9 protein-coding genes are annotated in these 17,269 nt (G+C 56.5%); 4 read left to right on the top strand and 5 right to left on the bottom strand.

What is annotated here, in order from left to right; genetic code table 11:
* Nucleotides 1-84 precede the first annotated feature (84 nt).
* The 4 genes from proC to THTE_RS08080 form a co-directional block, all read right to left on the bottom strand.
* Entirely contained in the window at nucleotides 85-894 is an 810-nt protein-coding gene (proC, locus tag THTE_RS08065; RefSeq protein ID WP_095414948.1) for a pyrroline-5-carboxylate reductase, read from the bottom strand.
* 32 nt (nucleotides 895-926) lie between these two features.
* Nucleotides 927-4,157 carry a family 78 glycoside hydrolase catalytic domain gene (locus THTE_RS08070; protein ID WP_095414949.1) on the bottom strand — a complete coding sequence of 1,077 codons (3,231 nt, stop codon included), beginning with the start codon at nucleotides 4,155-4,157 and terminating at the stop codon, nucleotides 927-929.
* Nucleotides 4,158-4,240: 83 nt separating this feature from the next.
* Nucleotides 4,241-6,640 (bottom strand): purine-cytosine permease family protein, encoded by a 2,400-nt coding sequence (locus THTE_RS08075; protein ID WP_095414950.1) that lies wholly within the window; start codon nucleotides 6,638-6,640, stop codon nucleotides 4,241-4,243.
* 316 nt (nucleotides 6,641-6,956) lie between these two features.
* Nucleotides 6,957-8,225, bottom strand: a complete 1,269-nt coding sequence (locus THTE_RS08080; RefSeq protein WP_095414951.1) for an L-rhamnose isomerase — start codon at nucleotides 8,223-8,225, stop codon at nucleotides 6,957-6,959.
* A 445-nt stretch (nucleotides 8,226-8,670) separates the two neighbouring features.
* Between THTE_RS08080 and THTE_RS08085 the strand changes: the two genes are divergently transcribed.
* From THTE_RS08085 to THTE_RS08095, 3 genes are all read left to right on the top strand, one after another.
* Nucleotides 8,671-10,845, top strand: a complete 2,175-nt coding sequence (locus THTE_RS08085) for a glycoside hydrolase family 2 protein (RefSeq protein WP_095414952.1) — start codon at nucleotides 8,671-8,673, stop codon at nucleotides 10,843-10,845.
* A gap of 260 nt (nucleotides 10,846-11,105) precedes the next feature.
* Nucleotides 11,106-12,194, top strand: a complete 1,089-nt coding sequence (locus tag THTE_RS08090) for an Sb-PDE family phosphodiesterase (protein ID WP_207651808.1) — start codon at nucleotides 11,106-11,108, stop codon at nucleotides 12,192-12,194.
* Nucleotides 12,195-12,364: 170 nt separating this feature from the next.
* Complete coding sequence (locus THTE_RS08095; protein WP_157731926.1) at nucleotides 12,365-14,239, top strand: hypothetical protein; 1,875 nt, start codon at nucleotides 12,365-12,367, stop codon at nucleotides 14,237-14,239.
* Between the two features lie 75 nt (nucleotides 14,240-14,314).
* Here THTE_RS08095 and THTE_RS08100 read toward each other — a convergent pair whose 3' ends face one another.
* Nucleotides 14,315-16,348, bottom strand: a complete 2,034-nt coding sequence (locus tag THTE_RS08100) for an NPCBM/NEW2 domain-containing protein (protein ID WP_095414954.1) — start codon at nucleotides 16,346-16,348, stop codon at nucleotides 14,315-14,317.
* 208 nt (nucleotides 16,349-16,556) lie between these two features.
* On the opposite strand from THTE_RS08100, the gene THTE_RS08105 reads away from it, so the two are divergent.
* Nucleotides 16,557-17,180, top strand: coding sequence for an HAD family hydrolase (locus THTE_RS08105; RefSeq protein WP_095414955.1), 624 nt, complete (start codon nucleotides 16,557-16,559; stop codon nucleotides 17,178-17,180).
* The last annotated feature ends 89 nt before the right edge of the window (nucleotides 17,181-17,269 follow it).

Here is a 17,269-nt window from a genome sequence, read left to right on the forward strand (position 1 = left end):
CAAAGGCTCGCGGTGTCTCCTGGAGGTATTTCCCTACCACCGCAATGATACCCACCCGAATACCTATTCTCCAGTGCGGTACAGCTACTGAGAGAGCTCGCGGGCACGCCGCCAGGCGGCTTCAACACCAGCGAGGACCGCCCCCCGGAAACCCTGACTCTCCATCGCCGCCAGCGCTGCAATGGTGGTTCCTCCGGGGCTTGTTACCTGATCTTTCAGGACGGCCGGATGCTGTCCGGTTCTCATCACCATTTCTGCGGCACCGCGGACCGTTTGGGCAGCGAGTGTCAGCGCTACATCGCGGGAAAGGCCATGCCGAACTCCTGCATCGGTGAGCACTTCGATCATGAGATACACATAAGCCGGTCCGGAGCCTGACAGAGCCGTGACTGCGTCGAGCAGCTTCTCATCTACCCGAACAGCGATGCCGATCGCCTCGAGAAGCTGCTGCACCAGGCTGGCATCGTCCGGCCCTGCGTTTTTCCCGAGTGCATACGCCGACGCAGCAAATCCTACCAGGGCAGGCGTATTGGGCATCACACGGATCACGCGGGTATGTGCTCCCAGGCCCTCTTCAAGCTGCTGGAGGGCAATTCCCGCCGCGATCGATATAACGAGTTTTTCGGGGGCGACGCGTCCTCTCAGCTCCTCGAGTACCTTGGGGATTTGCTGGGGTTTAACAGCCAGGATTACCACGTCCTGTCGGCGTACCACGTCCAGATTGTTGGGCGTGGTTTCGGCGCCGGTTGCCTCGTGAAATTTTTGGCGGGCAGACTCGCTTGGGTCAGAGGCCAGCACCTGATCGGGAACGAGCAAGCCTTTGTGGAGCAATCCCTCGGCTAGAGCCCGTGCCATTTGTCCCGCGCCGATAAAGCCAATTTTTTTGGTGATCATGCGCGCTTTCACTACCTTCGATTGTCCAGCCCTTAAGGGACGGTGACGACAAACTCATACCGGCCTGCAGGGGCATGTAGCACAAGCCAGTTGTCCTGCTGTCCGAGTGTTTTGACGAGCGCTGTATCCGAGAGTGGCAGACCGTTTACCGTGATTGTGGCCCCAGGTCCGGCGGGCACGTAGAGGGTGGCAGTCGTGTTAGCGGGAATGACCACTCGCCACTGCCAGGAGTTTCTGTCTTTACGCCAAGCGCTGTGAATTTCTCCACAGATCGAACCGTAGCGGGCTTCCACCCAATCAAGACCGTCCGCCACATGAGGCTTGAGCACCAGCTTTCGGAAACCTGGTCCGTCCGTGTCGATCCCGGCCACGTACTGAAACATCCACTGTCCCACTGCCCCGAACGCGTAATGGGCAAACGAATTCATCCCGGGGTCCTGGAACCCTTTTTCAGGTGTCCAGCCGTCCCAGCGTTCCCAGATTGTGGTGGCGCCATGTTTGATGGAAAATCCCCAGGACGGGAAGGTATCGTTGAGAAGCAGCCGGTAGGCGAGTGGGGTGTGTCCTGCTTCGGAGAGCACCGGCATCAAATAGCCTGTGCCGATAAACCCTGTGGAGAGGTGATCATTGCGGCTGTGAATGTCCTCCACGAGATATTGCACTGCCTTGGCCCGTAGCTCTTCCGGCAGCAGGTTGAAGCGAAGGGCCAAAACGTAGCATGTTTGCGTATTGCCCTGAATGCGGCCATCAGCCGCTACATAAGCCTTTTGGAAGGCTTCACGAATTCTCCCGAACAGTTCATCGTAATAGGCCGCCTTGTCTTTCAGGCCTAAAGCCCGTGCGCACTCCGCCGTCAAAAAGGTGCTATACGCAAAGTAGGCGGTGGCGAGCACGTCTTTCGGCGTATCGGCATTGATTGATAGCCAGTCGCCGTATCCTTGCGCGGGTCGCAGAAGGTCCTTGCTGTGGGCGACGCAATACGCGATCCATCGTTCCATCGCGTCGAAGTGTTCCTCCAGGACACGGCGATCGTTGTAAACCCGGTGGATGGTCCACGGGCAAATCACCCCTGCGTCCGCCCAGCCGGCCGTTCCGCCGCCGAGGGCCACGACGCGGGGGGCAACGTCCGGAAAGTCACCTTCCGGTCCCTGGGCATCTTCGAGATCCACCAACCATTTTGTGAAAAAGGCAGCCACATCGGCGTTGTAGGCGGCCGCCCGAATGAAAATCTGGGCGTCGCCCGTCCAGCCAAGCCGTTCATCTCTTTGCGGACAGTCGGTAGGTACGGAGATGAAATTGGCCCGCTGTGTCCACACGATGTTGCTGTACAGTTGGTTGACCATTGGACTGGAGCAGCGGAAAGAACCGACAAGCGGAATGTCCGAATTGATTGCCAGGCCAGTGATTGCGTCCGGGCCAGGCTCACCGGGATAGCCGGTGACCTCTACGTAGCGGAAACCGTGAAATGTGAAGTGGGGAGCCCATGTTTCTTCTCCCTCTCCTTTCAAGATGTATGTATCGGTAGCCCGTGCTGAGCGAAGGTTGGCGGTGTAAATGGTTCCATCAGGATTGAGAACTTCCGCAAACCGAAGCTGGACAGCCGTCCCACGCGGTCCCTTCACCCGCAGCCGGGCGATTCCCGCGAAATTCTGCCCCAGGTCGAACACGTAAACACCCGGGCGTGGCTGGGTGATCTTCTTTGGTTTCAACTCCCCTGTGATCACAACCGGGACGCCGGGTTGCGCTTCGAGCTTGGTCGGTACATTTTCGGCAACTCGCACTGCCTTCCATTGCGAAACATCCAGTCCAGGTTCGGACCAGCCGGGGATTTCCAGACGAGCATCGTATGTTTCTCCTGCGAGGAACTCGCCCTCCAAATGTGGCCCGAAGGTCATTTTCCATGAACCATCGGAGATCACCACCTGGTGCTCGCCATCAGCGGTTTCAATTTCCAGCTGCATCCAGAGCTTGGGATCACGTCCGAAGTGAAACCGCTCGCTTTTCCAACCAATCGCACCGGCGTACCACCCGGCAGCCAGAATCGCGCCGATGGCATTTTCCCCTTGTCGCACCAGTCCGGTCACGTCGTAGGTGTTGTAATAAACCCGCTTCCGGTAGTCAGTCCACCCTGGGGCGAAGAACTCATTACTGACCTGATGACCGTTAATATGGGCTTCGCCAATTCCCAGCGCACTCATGTAGAGGGTGGCTTTGCGGATGGGCTTGGTCACGCGGAACTCTTTACGAAAGAGCACACACCCGAGGACATCCAGTCCTTCAGCGCTGATTTTGCCCCAGGGGGCATCTCCCATCTGACCAATGACGAGAGCCTGGGACCATGCGCTGTCATCAAAGTTGGCCTGGTTCCATCCCGGCGGAGCTTCCTGGTTGGTTTTCCACGTGCCGTCGATGACGTACTCCACAGGATCGCCCTGATCGAACTCAATGCGAATCCGCCCGGCCAAGCCTGCGGGTGAGGGACTCGCGTTCGTTGCCACGATAGCCAGAACGTTGTGCCCGGAGTGCACTCGATTGGTGATATCCGCCAGCTGCGGCGAAGTGTGTCCGCTTCCCCGACCGGCAGGCTGCCCGTTACAGAAAAGCTCGAACGAGTCGTCGGCTGTGATAAGAAATCGGGCACGCTTGATGGTTCGTCCTTCCGGAATCTCCAAAATCTTTCGGAAATACCGTGGCCCCGCCGGGGCTTTTTCCCGCGGATTGGTCCCCTGCTCTGGGTACCACGCCCACGGGCAATTTCCAAAATCGAGGATTCCCCCCTTGGCTGGGTGCACGAGCGGACAGGGAGCTTCGATCCATTGAGCCACCCTGTCCGAGTCTTCCAACAGCCCCATCGACCACATGGCCGGCTCGCTCCACTGACTCACCTGGCCCTGGTGGTCCCAAATGCGAACTTTCCAATAGCAAGTTTGACGCGATGGGAGGGGCTTTCCTGCATATTCGATCTGGTTCATTTCCGACGATTCGACCTTTCCGGAATCCCAGAGATCCCCCTCGTCCCGTGCCAGCAACTCGGGGGATGACGCCACCAGGATCTGATAGGCCGTCTGCGCAGCTCCGTAGCGATGATCGTCGATGGTCCAGCTCAACCGTGGCTTACGGGTGCCGATCCCCAGCGGATTAACCCGATATTCGCAACGGAGTCCCTTAACCTGGGCCGGGGATTGTACCTCTGCTGACTCCACTGAGGTTGTTCCCGTCAACGCGAGGACGAGTCCTGCAAACACAGTCAGGAACCAATTCATGGCCAACACTCCATTTTGTGAGCAAACTTGTTGACACAATAACCCGAATTCTGCATTTACTGCGTGCTTTTTGCTGAAATTTGCTAAGCCGATTGCCGCGCGCTCTGAAGCCGTTCCCGGTAGTTGAGGTAGAGCACTCCCGTGACAAAGTAGGCAAGGGCCAGGTAGAGCAGCGTGGGTTTAACTTTGTCGGCCGACATGTAGCCTGCGAATACGAACCAGGCGAAAGTCACGCTTGCTACCAGGCACAACAGCGCTGCAAGGCCAAAAATGACCATGAGAAAACGACTTTGTCCAATACCTTTTTTGACGGGTACCGGCGATGGTGCCGGAGTTGCCGTTTCCGTTGTTTCGCCAACTGAGTGTTCCGATGCCGAATAGAGCGGTTCCGATTGCCCGGAGGCTTCTTGCCTTTTGGGAGCTCCCAGCAAACCCGCCAGAATAATGTACGTGATGGCCGTGGCAAACCAGACGGGAATCACAAGGAAGAACAGATGCAGCCATTGCATTCGCCAGAGTAGAAGTGCCAACCCCAACCCCACAGCCCATGCTATGAGCGCTGCCACGTTGAGCAACTGACCCTTCCGCGTAGACCAGAACTTCTGCCACCCAAGAATGGGAAAGAGCCAGTGTTCGACGACGACGATCGTCCCCACAGGCATAAGCAGAATCCCATAGATTCCCACAAAGTCCAAGAGGTACAGAAAGACGAACGGGAAGCATGCAATGGCGGTGGTGATTGTTCCCGCAAGGAATGTTACCAACCAGCGCGGCCAGTTGGGAGTGATGACCTGGAGGGCCAGTCCAGCACGATAGAGAGTGGGATTGGCAGTTGTCCATCCCGCGATGATGACCGCCAGGGCCCCTGCCCACCCGAGGGCGAAATAGGCGACCTGCCCGGAATCCAGTTGCATCAGCGGTTGCATAAATGCTCGGGCGGCTGCTGCCCCCATGATACCAGCGCACATCCAGGCCAGATAATGTCCCAGAAACATTCCGAACGCCGAGTACAGACCGTACCAGGCACTTTTGGCGTATCGAAAGATGGCCATATCCGAAAGGCCCAAGTGCATGGCCAGATTGCATATCCAGGCAAAAAATACGATGTGCCAAAACCCGATGGGGGAGCGCGCGCTCAAATGCTGTGAGTTAACGGCGGCTTGAAAACTCTGCAGAGGGACAAAGTTCTCGTTGCAGATGACACCACCGCGACTCTTGGGCATCACATACTTGACGGCAGCGGGTTCCGGAACCGACTTGCTTTCGACACGAATGCGGTAGCCAAGAATAGGCGGTTTGGGCGGGACTTCGACTACAGGAGCGACGGGAGGCATGAATCCCCCACCACCCCCCGGTCCCTGGCTGCTCGCGCCTCCTTGGGAGCGGGGACCTCTTTGCGACCTAGCCTGTTCCGCTGGGGAACCGGCTGCAGGTTGTTCCGCGATCGATGTGGCGGCAGCAGTGACTGTACTGACGGATGAAGTATCACTAGGTTGCGCCGACGAAGGGTCGGTTTTTGCTTTCTCTTCCGACTCGTTTTTTCCCTCTCCACCTGATGCCGGCTGCTCTTCGAGTTTCCCGTAGATGTATTCCAGCCGGGCTTCCGCGGGAACAAAATCCTCCGGCTTCGGAGTGGCCGTTGGTGCCAGGAAGAACCCCGGCAGGGACACCTGGGTGGGATCAGCTTCGGCGGCCGCTGCCACACCTGTCGCCTCTTTAAGAACCTGCAGATGTCCTTTGACATTTTCCAACTCCAGGACAATCTGGCTTCCCTCACGCTTGACGACCGCGACCGATGGGCCTGGTCCGCTCCAGATTCGCTCCTCGGCAACGTTCCACAGGGTCTTCCAGTTGGAAACGTGACCGACTGTGGGAAGCGTCACAAGGGCCCCGCACACAAACATCAGCAGCATCCAGGGTGAGCACACCACAGCGAACTGGGACAGCCGCTTAAATCCAAGAATAGCAAGCGTGACGACGACGGCTCCCACCGCCACAACCACGACGACAAATAAAGGATCCTGCGGGAGCCAACCAGTTTGCGGGGGGATGCCAAACGGTATGCGCACCGCCGAGGCTGCTACTGTGATCATGCAACCCGCCAGAATGCAGTAGAGAACAGCATTGAGGAGGTTATAGATGACCGTTAAGACCGGGCCACCGATCTGACGAAAGTACCAGTACAGTGTCAGCCGCGTCTGGACGGCGATCGGAGCACAGACGAGCGTCCAGGAAAGCACAGCCAAGAGGTTTCCCAGCAAAAGACCAGCAACCACGTCGAACGTGCGGGCACCCCAGATTACAAAGAGGGCCCCGATCACGAATTCCGTGGCCGCCACGTGTTCGCCCGCGTAAAGCCCAGCGAAATATCGCCCACTTTGAAGTTTATCCGATGTTACGGGGCGCCTTTCAAATTCATTGAGCTTGTCAAGCCGCGCGAAGATGGATTCTTTCTTGCCGGTTGCTTCTTCTGTGGTAGCCATACCCAAAACACCCCTGAATGATGACAAGGAAGGCATGAAGCATCCTCAACGACTTGCCACAGTATGCACCCTCATCACAAATGCTGTCAAGTACCAAGATGAATTGATTCATCAAGCGATTCCGGGAACTCAGGACGCTCGTGTCCTCTGGTGCTCCGCCAGGCGGCGAGTCATAGACAATCACAAACAAACCCAAGCAAACCTGCCACGACGGGTGAGCGGACCACGCCAACTGATGTTTGACTGCTTGCCGCTAGGAAAGCTTAAACTCAGGCGACTTGAAGAGTGCCTTGCCAGCCGAGAACAGAACGCAAGCTCAGCCCCGCCGCTTGGGGAAAACTTCCTGCTCGTAGCGTCGTACCTCGTTGAGGACCAGATCATCCCGAGGAACGTTGTGCCGGGCACAATACTCTTCCCAAACGGCGGCAAAGGGGGCCGTCTTTTCGGCTTCCAATAGTGTCAGACGCGCGGTGTAATCACCCCTCGCTTCGGCATCTTTCAGGGCAGCCAGAGGTTCCAGCAGAGCCCAGAGCAGGGCCTTGAGCATGCTTCGCATGCCGATGATCCATGCCGCCAACCGATTGATACTCGCATCGAAAAAGTCCAATCCGATGAACACTCTATCGAGGTATTGACCGCGCACGAGCTCTTCCGCAATGGCGCGGACATCATCAGTAAACAGGACCACGTGATCACTATCCCATCGAATGCCTCGACTCACATGGAGGAGCAAACCGTCCACGTAAAACAACACAGCGGATATCTTGTCAGCGATGGTCTCCGTGGGATGGAAGTGACCTGAATCCAGGCAAAGCAGAGTTTTTCGTGTGATGGCGTAGCCCAGATAAAACTCGTGTGACCCGGCAACATAGGCTTCCGAACCAATGCCAAATAGTTTTCCCTCCACGGCATCGCGATGGAATCTTGAGTCAATTTGCTCCGACAGGATTTCATCCAGCGACCGGATGAGCCGTTCCCGGGGGCCCTTTCGATCAACGGGAAGATCCTTCATTCCGTCGGGAATCCAAATATTGGTGACGCACACCTTCCCAAGGCGCTGGCCAAAATACGATCCAATACGGCGGCACGCCTGGCCGTGTCGTACCCAGAACCGGCGAATGCCCTCATCGGCATGGGTAAGGGTGAAACCACTCGCTGCCAACGGATGGGAAAAAAACGTGGGATTGAAGTCCAGTCCGATCCCGCGTTCAGCCGCCCAATCAACCCACCCCTGGAAATGCTCAGGCCCAATTTCATCGCGGTCCACCTTTTTCCCGCCCGATTCCAGATAAATCGCATGCAAATTGAAGCGGTGTTTTCCAGGAATCAGTCGGAAGGCCATTTCGGCGTCCGCGCGGAGTTCGTCGGGTGTGCGGGGCTTTCCGGGATAGGAGCCCGTTGCCAGGATGCCCCCGCCCGTTAATCCCTGGGGGCTTTCAAATCCGCCTACATCATCTCCCTGCCAGCACTGCATGGAGATCGAAATGGAAGCAAGCGTTTCCATCGCTTTTTCTGTATCCACTCCCCATTCGGCATAGCGCTCTCGGGCAAGTTGGTAGGCTTGGGCGGTTTGGTTGGAGATCATTTTCCGTCGTACTCCTCGGTTTCCGATACAGTGTGATTTCTTCGATCCGGTTGCGCACCACACCAGTGTGGAAGAGAGCCGTTCCCGGCGGTCATTCAAAGGGCCATTGTGGTGAATCTTCGCTCGGAACGCCAGGGGGATGAACACAGTGATCACCAGTGGCGCTACGTAGCCATTCCCCGTGACGTTAGACGGCGAAGCTGAAAAAACAATCTTTCCAGTGGCGGCATGCGATCGCGCGCCCAGATTGAGTGCGGATTGACTCACGGTGGAGTGGCAACAGAATCGTTCGCGCTCCAGTTGGAAACGCCTCCGTTTATTGACATAAACTCAATACAGCTTTATAAACCAGCGGGGCGATGAAGAGCCTTTCAGGCGTGGCCCCTGGAGGCTCGCACCGTGCGAGAGATCGATTCAAACAATTTGGCTGACGAGGAGCCCGACTATGGAACGGCCGTACATGCTGTCCAGTTTGTGCCGTGTCCTTCTTCTGGCAGTTTTGTTGCTGCTCCCCCATAGTGCGGGGGCGGAGGAGAGGAATCACCGAGAAACGATCTCCCTCGACGGCGTGTGGGAACTTGCCAAGGGACGAATGGACACCATACCGAATGATTTTCCCTCTCGGGTGCCCGTTCCCGGCTTGGTCGATTTGGCAGAGCCCCAATTCCAGGAGGTCGGTACAGAAGAAAGTTTTCGCTATCGCGAAGCGTTCTGGTATCGCCGGAGCTTTCGTTTGGACGGTGAGGTTCCATCCCTGGTGCGCTTAAAAATCAACAAGGCGTGTTATGGGATGCGGGTGTATCTTAATGGCCAGTTGGTCGGTGAGCATTTGCCGAGTTTCACCCCGGCCGTGTTTGACGTGACTCCGTACATCAAAGGGCGAGCAGAGGAGAACGTACTGGTCGTTCGGGTGGGAGCTCATCGCCGCGCCTTACCGCCGGGCATTCCGGATGGTTGGGATTTTGAAAAGGTCCGCTATATTCCGGGCATTTACGATTCCGTCCAGCTTATCCTTTCCGAAAAACCGGAGATTCTTCACGTCCAGACGGTGCCCGATCTTCGCCACGAGCGCGTGCGGTTGTATGTTACCCTCGGCCAGCAGAAACAGCCTGTGGAGACTGTCATTCAGTGTACGATTCGCGAGGCTCGGTCGGGGCGTGTGGTGGCAGAACAAGAGGTACCGGCTATTCACATAGCGCCCGGTGAGGAGAGGGAAGTTGAGCTCACGGTCCCAATTCCTGAGTGTCATCCCTGGACTCCCGAGGATCCTTTCCTTTATGAGGCGGTGATTTCTACCTCCGGTGATACCCAACGATTTCGCTTCGGAATGCGGGAGTTCCGGTTTGATCCGCAGACGAAAATGGCGATGCTCAACGGCCGCATTTATCCGTTGCGCGGGACGAACGTGTGTATCTATCGGTTTTTCGAGGATCCCGCGCGAGGCAATTTACCGTGGAAAGAAGACTGGATTCGGCGGTTGCATCAAACTTTCCGCACAATGCATTGGAATTTTGCCCGGTACTGCATTGGCTTTCCGCCAGAGAAATGGTACGACATCGCCGATGAAGTCGGGTTGCTCATCCAGGACGAATTTCCGATCTGGTATCTCGGGCAATGGCCGGAAGAACTGGGCCACGAGGAGTTAGCCCGCGAGTACGCCGCATGGATGCGGGAACGATGGAATCATCCGTCTGTGGTCATTTGGGATGCGCAAAATGAAACACGGACCGAGGAAACTGGAAAAGCCATCCGTGAAGTGCGGCATCTGGATCGCTCAGGAAGACCGTGGGACAACGGATGGGCGGCCCCGCAGGATCCGCTTGATGTATTCGAATCGCACCCCTATCCGTTTTTCAGCCCAAAGGGCAAAAACGAGCCTTCGAAATTTCGTCTCAGTCAGTTGGCCGGGAAGCCGAAACGGCCGGACGTGGAAGGTGGTCTGCGGGGAAGCGTGCAACTGAACGCAGGCAATAATCCCGTCATCATCAACGAATATGGTTGGCTGTGGCTGAATCGGGACGGGAGCCCCACCACCCTTTCGCGCCCTAACTACGATGCGTTTTTAGGACCCAATGCTTCAACCGAGGAACGCCGAAGGTTTTACGCTTACACGATTGCTGCGATGACGGAGTTTTGGCGTGCCGGTCGGGAGGTGGCGGGGGTCATGCACTTTTGTGGGCTGGGCTATTCCCGCCCGGACGGCGAAACCAGCGATAACTTTGTCGATCTGCACAATTTGGTTTTGGAACCGCATTTCGTCCGTCGTGTTGGGGATGCCTTTTCCCCGGTGATCGCCATTCTCGACTTCTGGAATGAAGAGGTGACCGCTGGTGTTACTGTTGAGGTGCCTGTGGTGGTCCTTAATGACCGGTGGCAGAATTGGTCCGGAACAGTTCGCCTGGCTCTTGTACCGGAAAGTGGTTTTCAGGATGGGGCCGAGAAATTAGCGCCCGTGGTGGCGGAGCGATCCTGCCGACTGGAGCCCGTGGATCGCCAGAGTTTCACTGTGTCCATTCAGGTTCCGTCACGCGCTGGGATCTTTTACCTGGTAGCGGAACTCACGGATGACGACGGACGCCCCGTGCGAAGTGTCAGACGGGTTGAGATCACAAAACCTTAACCAAAAATTTGCTCTTTTCACAGGGTGTGCAACGATTGACACTTTGAGCATCCCGAATACAATCGGTGCGGATGTTTTTTGGTGAAGTTTGGCTTTCGGCGAGCGGGGTGGGAGTTACGGGGTGAAAGGGGAGTTGCCAGGGGCAGAGGTGCATCATTTCAGCGCGTAACCTGCCGATCGGCGCCTCAAAAAGGTTGAACACACCGCGGTCGTTTGGGTAGTTCTGTGGTATCAACCTAGCCAAGAAAGGACTGTGCCGTATGATGAGACGATTTCTCCAGGTGTGGGTTTTGTCCCTCTGGTTAATGGCTCTTGCTGCCACAGGCTGGAGCCAGGTCCGGCATGAAATTGCGTTTCCGGACATACCGGGTTACAAGACGTTAAAATGCGATTTCCACATGCACACCGTTTTTTCGGATGGAACAGTTTGGCCCACAGTGCGTGTGGATGAAGCGTACCGAACAGGACTCGATGCGATTGCGATCAGTGATCATATTGAATATCAGCCGCATAAGGATGATGTGCCAACTAATTTCAACCGTTCGTATGAACTGGCCGTGGGGCGAGCGCGCGAATTGGGGATTATCCTTATTCGAGCTGCCGAGATCACGCGTGATACCCCGCCCGGCCATTTCAACGCGATATTCCTGAAGGATATCAATCCCCTGGCCAAGCCCGACCTGGTTGAGGCTATTTCGGCCGCCTGCGAACAAGGTGCGTTCGTGTTTTGGAATCACCAGGCGTGGAAGGGGGAAGAATTGGGCCGCTGGATGGATATTCATACCGAGTTGTACGAAAAGAAGCTCTTACACGGTATGGAAGTGGCCAACGGCCCCACCTATTACCCGACGGCCCACAAATGGTGTCTGGAGAAGGGACTGACGATGGTCGGAAATTCTGACATTCATCAGCCCGATCTCCTCACGCAGAACACGGCCGCTGAGCACCGGACAATCACACTGGTGTTCGTCACGGAGCGGAGTGAAGATGGCATCCGCGAAGCACTCCGTGCTGGTCGCACCGCGGTTTGGTGCGCCGAGTTTATGATCGGAAAGCCTGAATGGCTGCAGGCTCTTCTCGAAGCAAGTGTGGACATCGCCCCACCACATCTGCGTTCCAAGACCAGTGTCTGGACCAACGTGACGAATAAGAGTGCGGTCGATATTGTCCTCCGGCGTGTGGGTCAAATCGGTCCGGCCGAACTGACACTGAAGGCCGGAACAACGACCCTTGTCCGAATCAACGCCCCGGATACGTCCAAGCCCCTCGAGCTTCAGTATGAAGTGACGAATTTCCTGGTAGAGCCGGGGAAGGGCCTCACGGTAACCTATACTATCCCGGCCCCGTAATTATCTGAATGGCGGTTCAGTGCGTGAGGATTTGCGGCACGGACGGTCTTATCGATCGTCCGTGCCGGTCATGGTCGGGGCGCAGTTGGAGCATAAGTTTCGGGATGCTCTTCATCCTGGAAATATTTCAGGCTGACTGTGGTTTTGGGATCAGCGGAGGAGAACTCCCCGTGATGTGGGTGAACCGAAAATCGCCGCGGTTCGTGGTGACCGCGTTGTTTGTGGCTCTGGCGCATGCCCTTGGGACAAGTGATTTAGGGCAAGCTGTGGAGCGGGCGATTCCGAGGCCCTTGGAGCACCATCCCGGCAATATTTTTCTGGAAGGCGAATCGGTCCGAATCTCGTTGCCCAAACAGGGTGTTTGGCAACTTCTCGATGCCGATAATCGTTCCGTAAAAACGGTGGTGGCGAATGACAATCTGGTCGAACTTGGTTCATTGCCGGTTGGTTTTTATCGGCTGAAAAATGAGGATTATCCAGACTGGGTGTCATTGGGGGTGATCGCCCCGCTCAAAGTTCCCACCCCTCAGACGTCGCCCATCGCGCTGGATGTGGCGATGAGTTGGTTTTATCGGGAGGACCGCATGGCCGATGTGGCGAGCCTCTGTGCTCTCGCCGGAGTCAATTGGGTGCGGGACCGGTTGTCTTGGGGGGAGGTAGAGCCACACAGGGGAGAATTCAGATCACGAACCCGCTACGATGCCGCGGCCGAAATTCAGTCTGCCTGCGGCCTCAAGGTATTGCAGGTTTATCACGCTTCTCCAAAATGGGCGAACCCCGAAACAAAACGTTTTCCAATTGATTGGCGGAATTGCCACAATTTTCTGAAAGCCGTTGCCGAACGATGGAAGGGGAAAGTACTTGCTTACGAACCGTGGAATGAAGCCGACATCGAGGTGTTCGGCGGACACACAGGGGCAGAAATGGCGTCGTTGCAGAAAGCCGCCTATTGGGCGGTCAAGTCAGCCTCACCCGAGACGATTGTGTGTTGGAGCGTGTTTGCAACCAACAATGCTGCCCATCTGGAAGATATTGCAGCCAACGACATTCTTCCCTACTGCGACACCTTCAACTTTCATCATTATCGACCTCTCGAAGATTATCCTTCCTTGTACGAAAGTTTTCGGCAAATTGCCGGGCCGCGCCCATTGTGGGTAACGGAGTGCGCGCTCCCACTTCGCTGGTCGGGCGACCCTGAGAAACAGGAATTGAGCGACGAGGATCTGTTTGAGCAGGCTCGACGGTTGGTCAAGGTTTTTGCGTGTTCGCTTCACGAGGGCACGGCCGCCACTTTCTATTTTCTTCTGCCTCATTACGTGGAAGGGCCCACTCAATTCGGCATCATCCGCAGGGATCTAACGCCACGTCCGGCCTACGTGTCACTGGCGGCGGTGGGCAGACTTTTGGCAGACGCTCGACCATGTGGAAAATTGGCAGAGAAGGACGTGTGGGGTTACCTGTTTAGGGCAAAACCGGATGGAAAGTCGCGACTCGTGCTGGTTCTTTGGAGCAAAGACCAGCGGAATTTGCCGCTTCCAGTAAAGCCTGTGGCTTTGTACGACCACTTTGGCCGTTCGATCGAGCTACCAGCCGAGAGTTTACCCCTGACGGCTGCGCCGATATTTGCCGTTTTCGACGAAGATTCGTTGGCTCAGTTTGATCTCGTCAACCCACCGCAGGCGAACCCTGTTCCGGTAAGCAGCCCTTGCCCTGTGGTGCTTCAAACTTTGTGGCCCTCCGACAAGATCGATTTGCGGCAATCAGCCTACAGGGTGAAATTGGACGGGCAGGACCTGTCGTTCCCAATCTTCATCTACAACTTCGGGCAAACGGGTGCGGAGGGCACAATACGCGTGACGGTACCAACCGGATGGGAGGCAAAATTCATTGATCACTGCCGCCTGGCCGCTCATGAACGCGTAGAACACACCCTGCAACTTGTTCCCCCGAAGTCTGGCTGGTCAGGAGTTGCGGTCACCAGAATCGAGGGTGATTTTGGTACCCTTGGCCGGAGCGTACTCTCGTTTCGACTTGTCGCCGATTGAGTCAGGCGACAGCCTCTTGCCCTGGGCGGTCATTGTTGACGGAGCCCGCGGCGTGACAAGATGTGCCGCATTCTGTCATTTCTGTTCCGAGGCAGCGGGCCTGATTTTGATCAGGGCGACCCCGTGGCGCCCCACCTCTACTGTGTAGCGTTCTGAAAACACTCCGAGGTCTTTTTGCCGCCAAAGATCCCGCACGTGCTGGGGACCGTCACACTGAAGATCTTGCCACGAGATCGTCATCGTGCGCGGGAACTCGTCCAGATTGAACAATCCCACTGCCAGGGACCCGTCCACCAGCGGTTTGGCGAGGACTAATTCCTCTGGGGTTTCCCGAATGATCCGCGCCTGTTTGCCCAGCGGATCCTGGTCCACGGCGATCACTTCTCGATTACACAGGATGCCTAACGTGAAGTCATCGAGTTTGGTCATGTCTCCGGAAAAGATCAGCGGCGCCGCCATCAGACACCACATGGACATGTGAGTGTACTGTTCATTGGGGGTTAATGGAGTGGGCCGCCCCTCGCCACCAGTTCGCGCGTCACCCACCCAGCCAATGAGAATGTAATCGGGATCGTTCCAGTGGCCGGGGCCAGCGTACTGCCAGAGTTTGGCGTTTTTTAGGCCCACCTGATAGATTCCCCGGTTGAGCGATCCGCCCTCGAGACCGAGGTCGCCGGTGGTCCGCCAGCAATTGCCGCCCACTGAGGCCCCCCATTCCCACACGGAATCCATGCCGTACTGGCACAGGTTGTACACAATATCCCGGTCCAGCGTTTTCAGAATATCGCCCATGAGTTTGTACGGCTTCATGAAGTCTTCACGGGTCTTGGCTTGAACGACGCGACCGTACGAACACCAGTCGTACTTCAGGAAGTCAAATCCCCATTCCGCAAATTTCCTGGCATCAATTTCCTCGTGCTGGTAGCTTCCCACGTATCCACCACAGGTGAGCGGGCCAGGCGAAATATAGATTCCCGCCTTAAGGCCTTTGGCATGAATGTAATCCGTGAGCGCCTTCATATCTGGAAACTTCTTGTTTGGACGGACTGCGCCCTGTTCATCGCGCGGAGGACCACCCAGGAGTGGATCGTCTGAACCAGGCTTGACCATCCAGCAGTCATCAATGTTTACATAGGCATAACCGAAATCGGCCATCCCGGACGACACCATTGCGTCAGCCGCCGCTCGGATGTCCGCATCAGAAACCCGGTGATAATGGATGTACCAGCTATTCCAGCCCATGGGAGGTGTGAGCGCAAGTGTGTCTCCGACGACCAGCGTCCACTCACCTTCAGCGACCCCGTGGCGGTTCTCCGCCCTGAGTGTCACACGGTATTCACCACGGACCTCGGGAGCGCGACCGGTAATGATGCCGGTGGTCTCGTCGAGGTGGAGACTTTCCGGAAGATTCCGGGCAGTGAAATGGATGGGTCGTTCGCCCGTGCACGGGATGCGGAAGATGACCGGGCGATTCGGCCGGCAGCCGTACCGCTGCGGATGGTTAAGGACCGGTTCGCGGCCCGGCGACGGCGTGAGTCGGACACGGGGTTCCTCGGGCGCAGGGACGGTTGATGGTGGATCGGCTCGATAGGCGATGGTTGCCTCGGCCCAATCCGCGTGGTCAAAATCAATTCCGTCTCCTGCTGCTCCCACGTATAGGAGAAGTTGCTTCACTCCCTGGAGCGGGACATCGACGATCTTGGCCTGTTCACCACCGCGCATGATTCCGCTGTCAAAAACTTTCTTGCCGTCGGCATAGACGCGGAATTCCACACTACCCCGGGTGCCCGCCGAATCATCCACACCAACCTTGGCCGTGAAACGTTCGGCATTGCCGTCGAGCTTGATGTACAGTGCCGAGACCGCGTGCGTTCCCACCCCATGGGCGAACGCCTGGCCAGCAATCCGCATTGGTTGTTTGACAATATTACGATTGACTTGCGGCTGGCCGTAACCCTGGGACATGTGTGCCAGGTCCAGAGCAGAGAGTGCAATAGTCTTGAGTTCCTGGCCGAATGCTGTCGGCATCGCAACTGGCCAAAACAGAAAAGCCAGGGCCATTCCCATACGCAACCAATACAAAATCCGGCGAAGACCTTTGGAAACCATGATTTTCTTTCCCTCCCGAGCTGGACTGATGTGCTGTGCCTTGACACGCTCTGTTCTGTTTGCGAATTTAACACTTTCCCCATTGTGATTCAAACGTCGCAAACAACTCCAGTAGCCGATGTGTTTTTAGTGGCCCGCTCGGTCCAAAGCAAGATGGGCCATCCTCGGCGGATTGAGGATCAATCATTGAGTGGCAACAGGAGCGTTTATGTTGAGCACCGTGGATTTTATCTATTTCGACCTTGGACGCGTGATCATCAATTTTGATAACGACCGGATGTGCCGGCAAATTGGAGAAGTCAGCGACGTGCCGCCGGATCGCGTCCATAAAATTCTGTTCTCAACCGGGCTTCAAAGGGCGTTCGAGCTGGGACGAATCTCGCCCCAGCAGTTTTATGAGGAGTTCTGTCGATTGAGCGGACGGTCTGTGCCATGGGATCGGCTTCGTCAGGCCGCGTCGGATATATTCTGGGTCAACACGCCGATGTTGCCCGTGGTGGCGCAGCTTCAGGCGAGATGCTTTCCCCTGGGGATTCTCTCAAACACGTGCATCACCCATTTTGAGTGGTGTCTTGAACATTTTGCCATTCTTCGGAGAGGGTTCCGCGTCTACGGTTTGAGCTGTGAATTTGGCCTGATGAAACCCGATCCCCAGATATTTCTGGCCGCGGCCGAAAAGGCAGGCGTTGCGCCCGAGCGTATCTTCTTTACGGACGACATTCCCGCGCACGTTGAGGCTGCCCAGCGGGTGGGATTTCAGGCCGTCCCTTTCATCTCTGCGCGACAGATCGCTGAGGAGCTTCGCAGACGCGGCGTGCAATTCAACTACTAAACCGCCCGACACAACCCCGCTTTTCCTCTGGAGACACCAGGTATTTAGCGGTATTTAGCGGCTACACCTCTTGTGATCATCCATCAGGA

The sequence above is a fragment of the Thermogutta terrifontis genome (assembly GCF_002277955.1).
Classification (GTDB): domain Bacteria; phylum Planctomycetota; class Planctomycetia; order Pirellulales; family Thermoguttaceae; genus Thermogutta; species Thermogutta terrifontis.

Excerpts from the sequence above, each read along its gene's own strand:
- THTE_RS08075 (WP_095414950.1), bottom strand. The coding sequence starts at position 6,640 with ATGGCTACCACAGAAGAAGCAACCGGCAAGAAAGAATCCATCTTCGCG.
- THTE_RS08090 (WP_207651808.1), top strand. The coding sequence starts at position 11,106 with ATGATGAGACGATTTCTCCAGGTGTGGGTTTTGTCCCTCTGGTTAATG.
- THTE_RS08100 (WP_095414954.1), bottom strand. The coding sequence starts at position 16,348 with ATGGTTTCCAAAGGTCTTCGCCGGATTTTGTATTGGTTGCGTATGGGA.
- THTE_RS08080 (WP_095414951.1), bottom strand. The coding sequence starts at position 8,225 with ATGATCTCCAACCAAACCGCCCAAGCCTACCAACTTGCCCGAGAGCGC.
- proC (WP_095414948.1), bottom strand. The coding sequence starts at position 894 with ATGATCACCAAAAAAATTGGCTTTATCGGCGCGGGACAAATGGCACGG.
- THTE_RS08105 (WP_095414955.1), top strand. The coding sequence starts at position 16,557 with ATGTTGAGCACCGTGGATTTTATCTATTTCGACCTTGGACGCGTGATC.
- THTE_RS08070 (WP_095414949.1), bottom strand. The coding sequence starts at position 4,157 with ATGAATTGGTTCCTGACTGTGTTTGCAGGACTCGTCCTCGCGTTGACG.
- THTE_RS08085 (WP_095414952.1), top strand. The coding sequence starts at position 8,671 with ATGGAACGGCCGTACATGCTGTCCAGTTTGTGCCGTGTCCTTCTTCTG.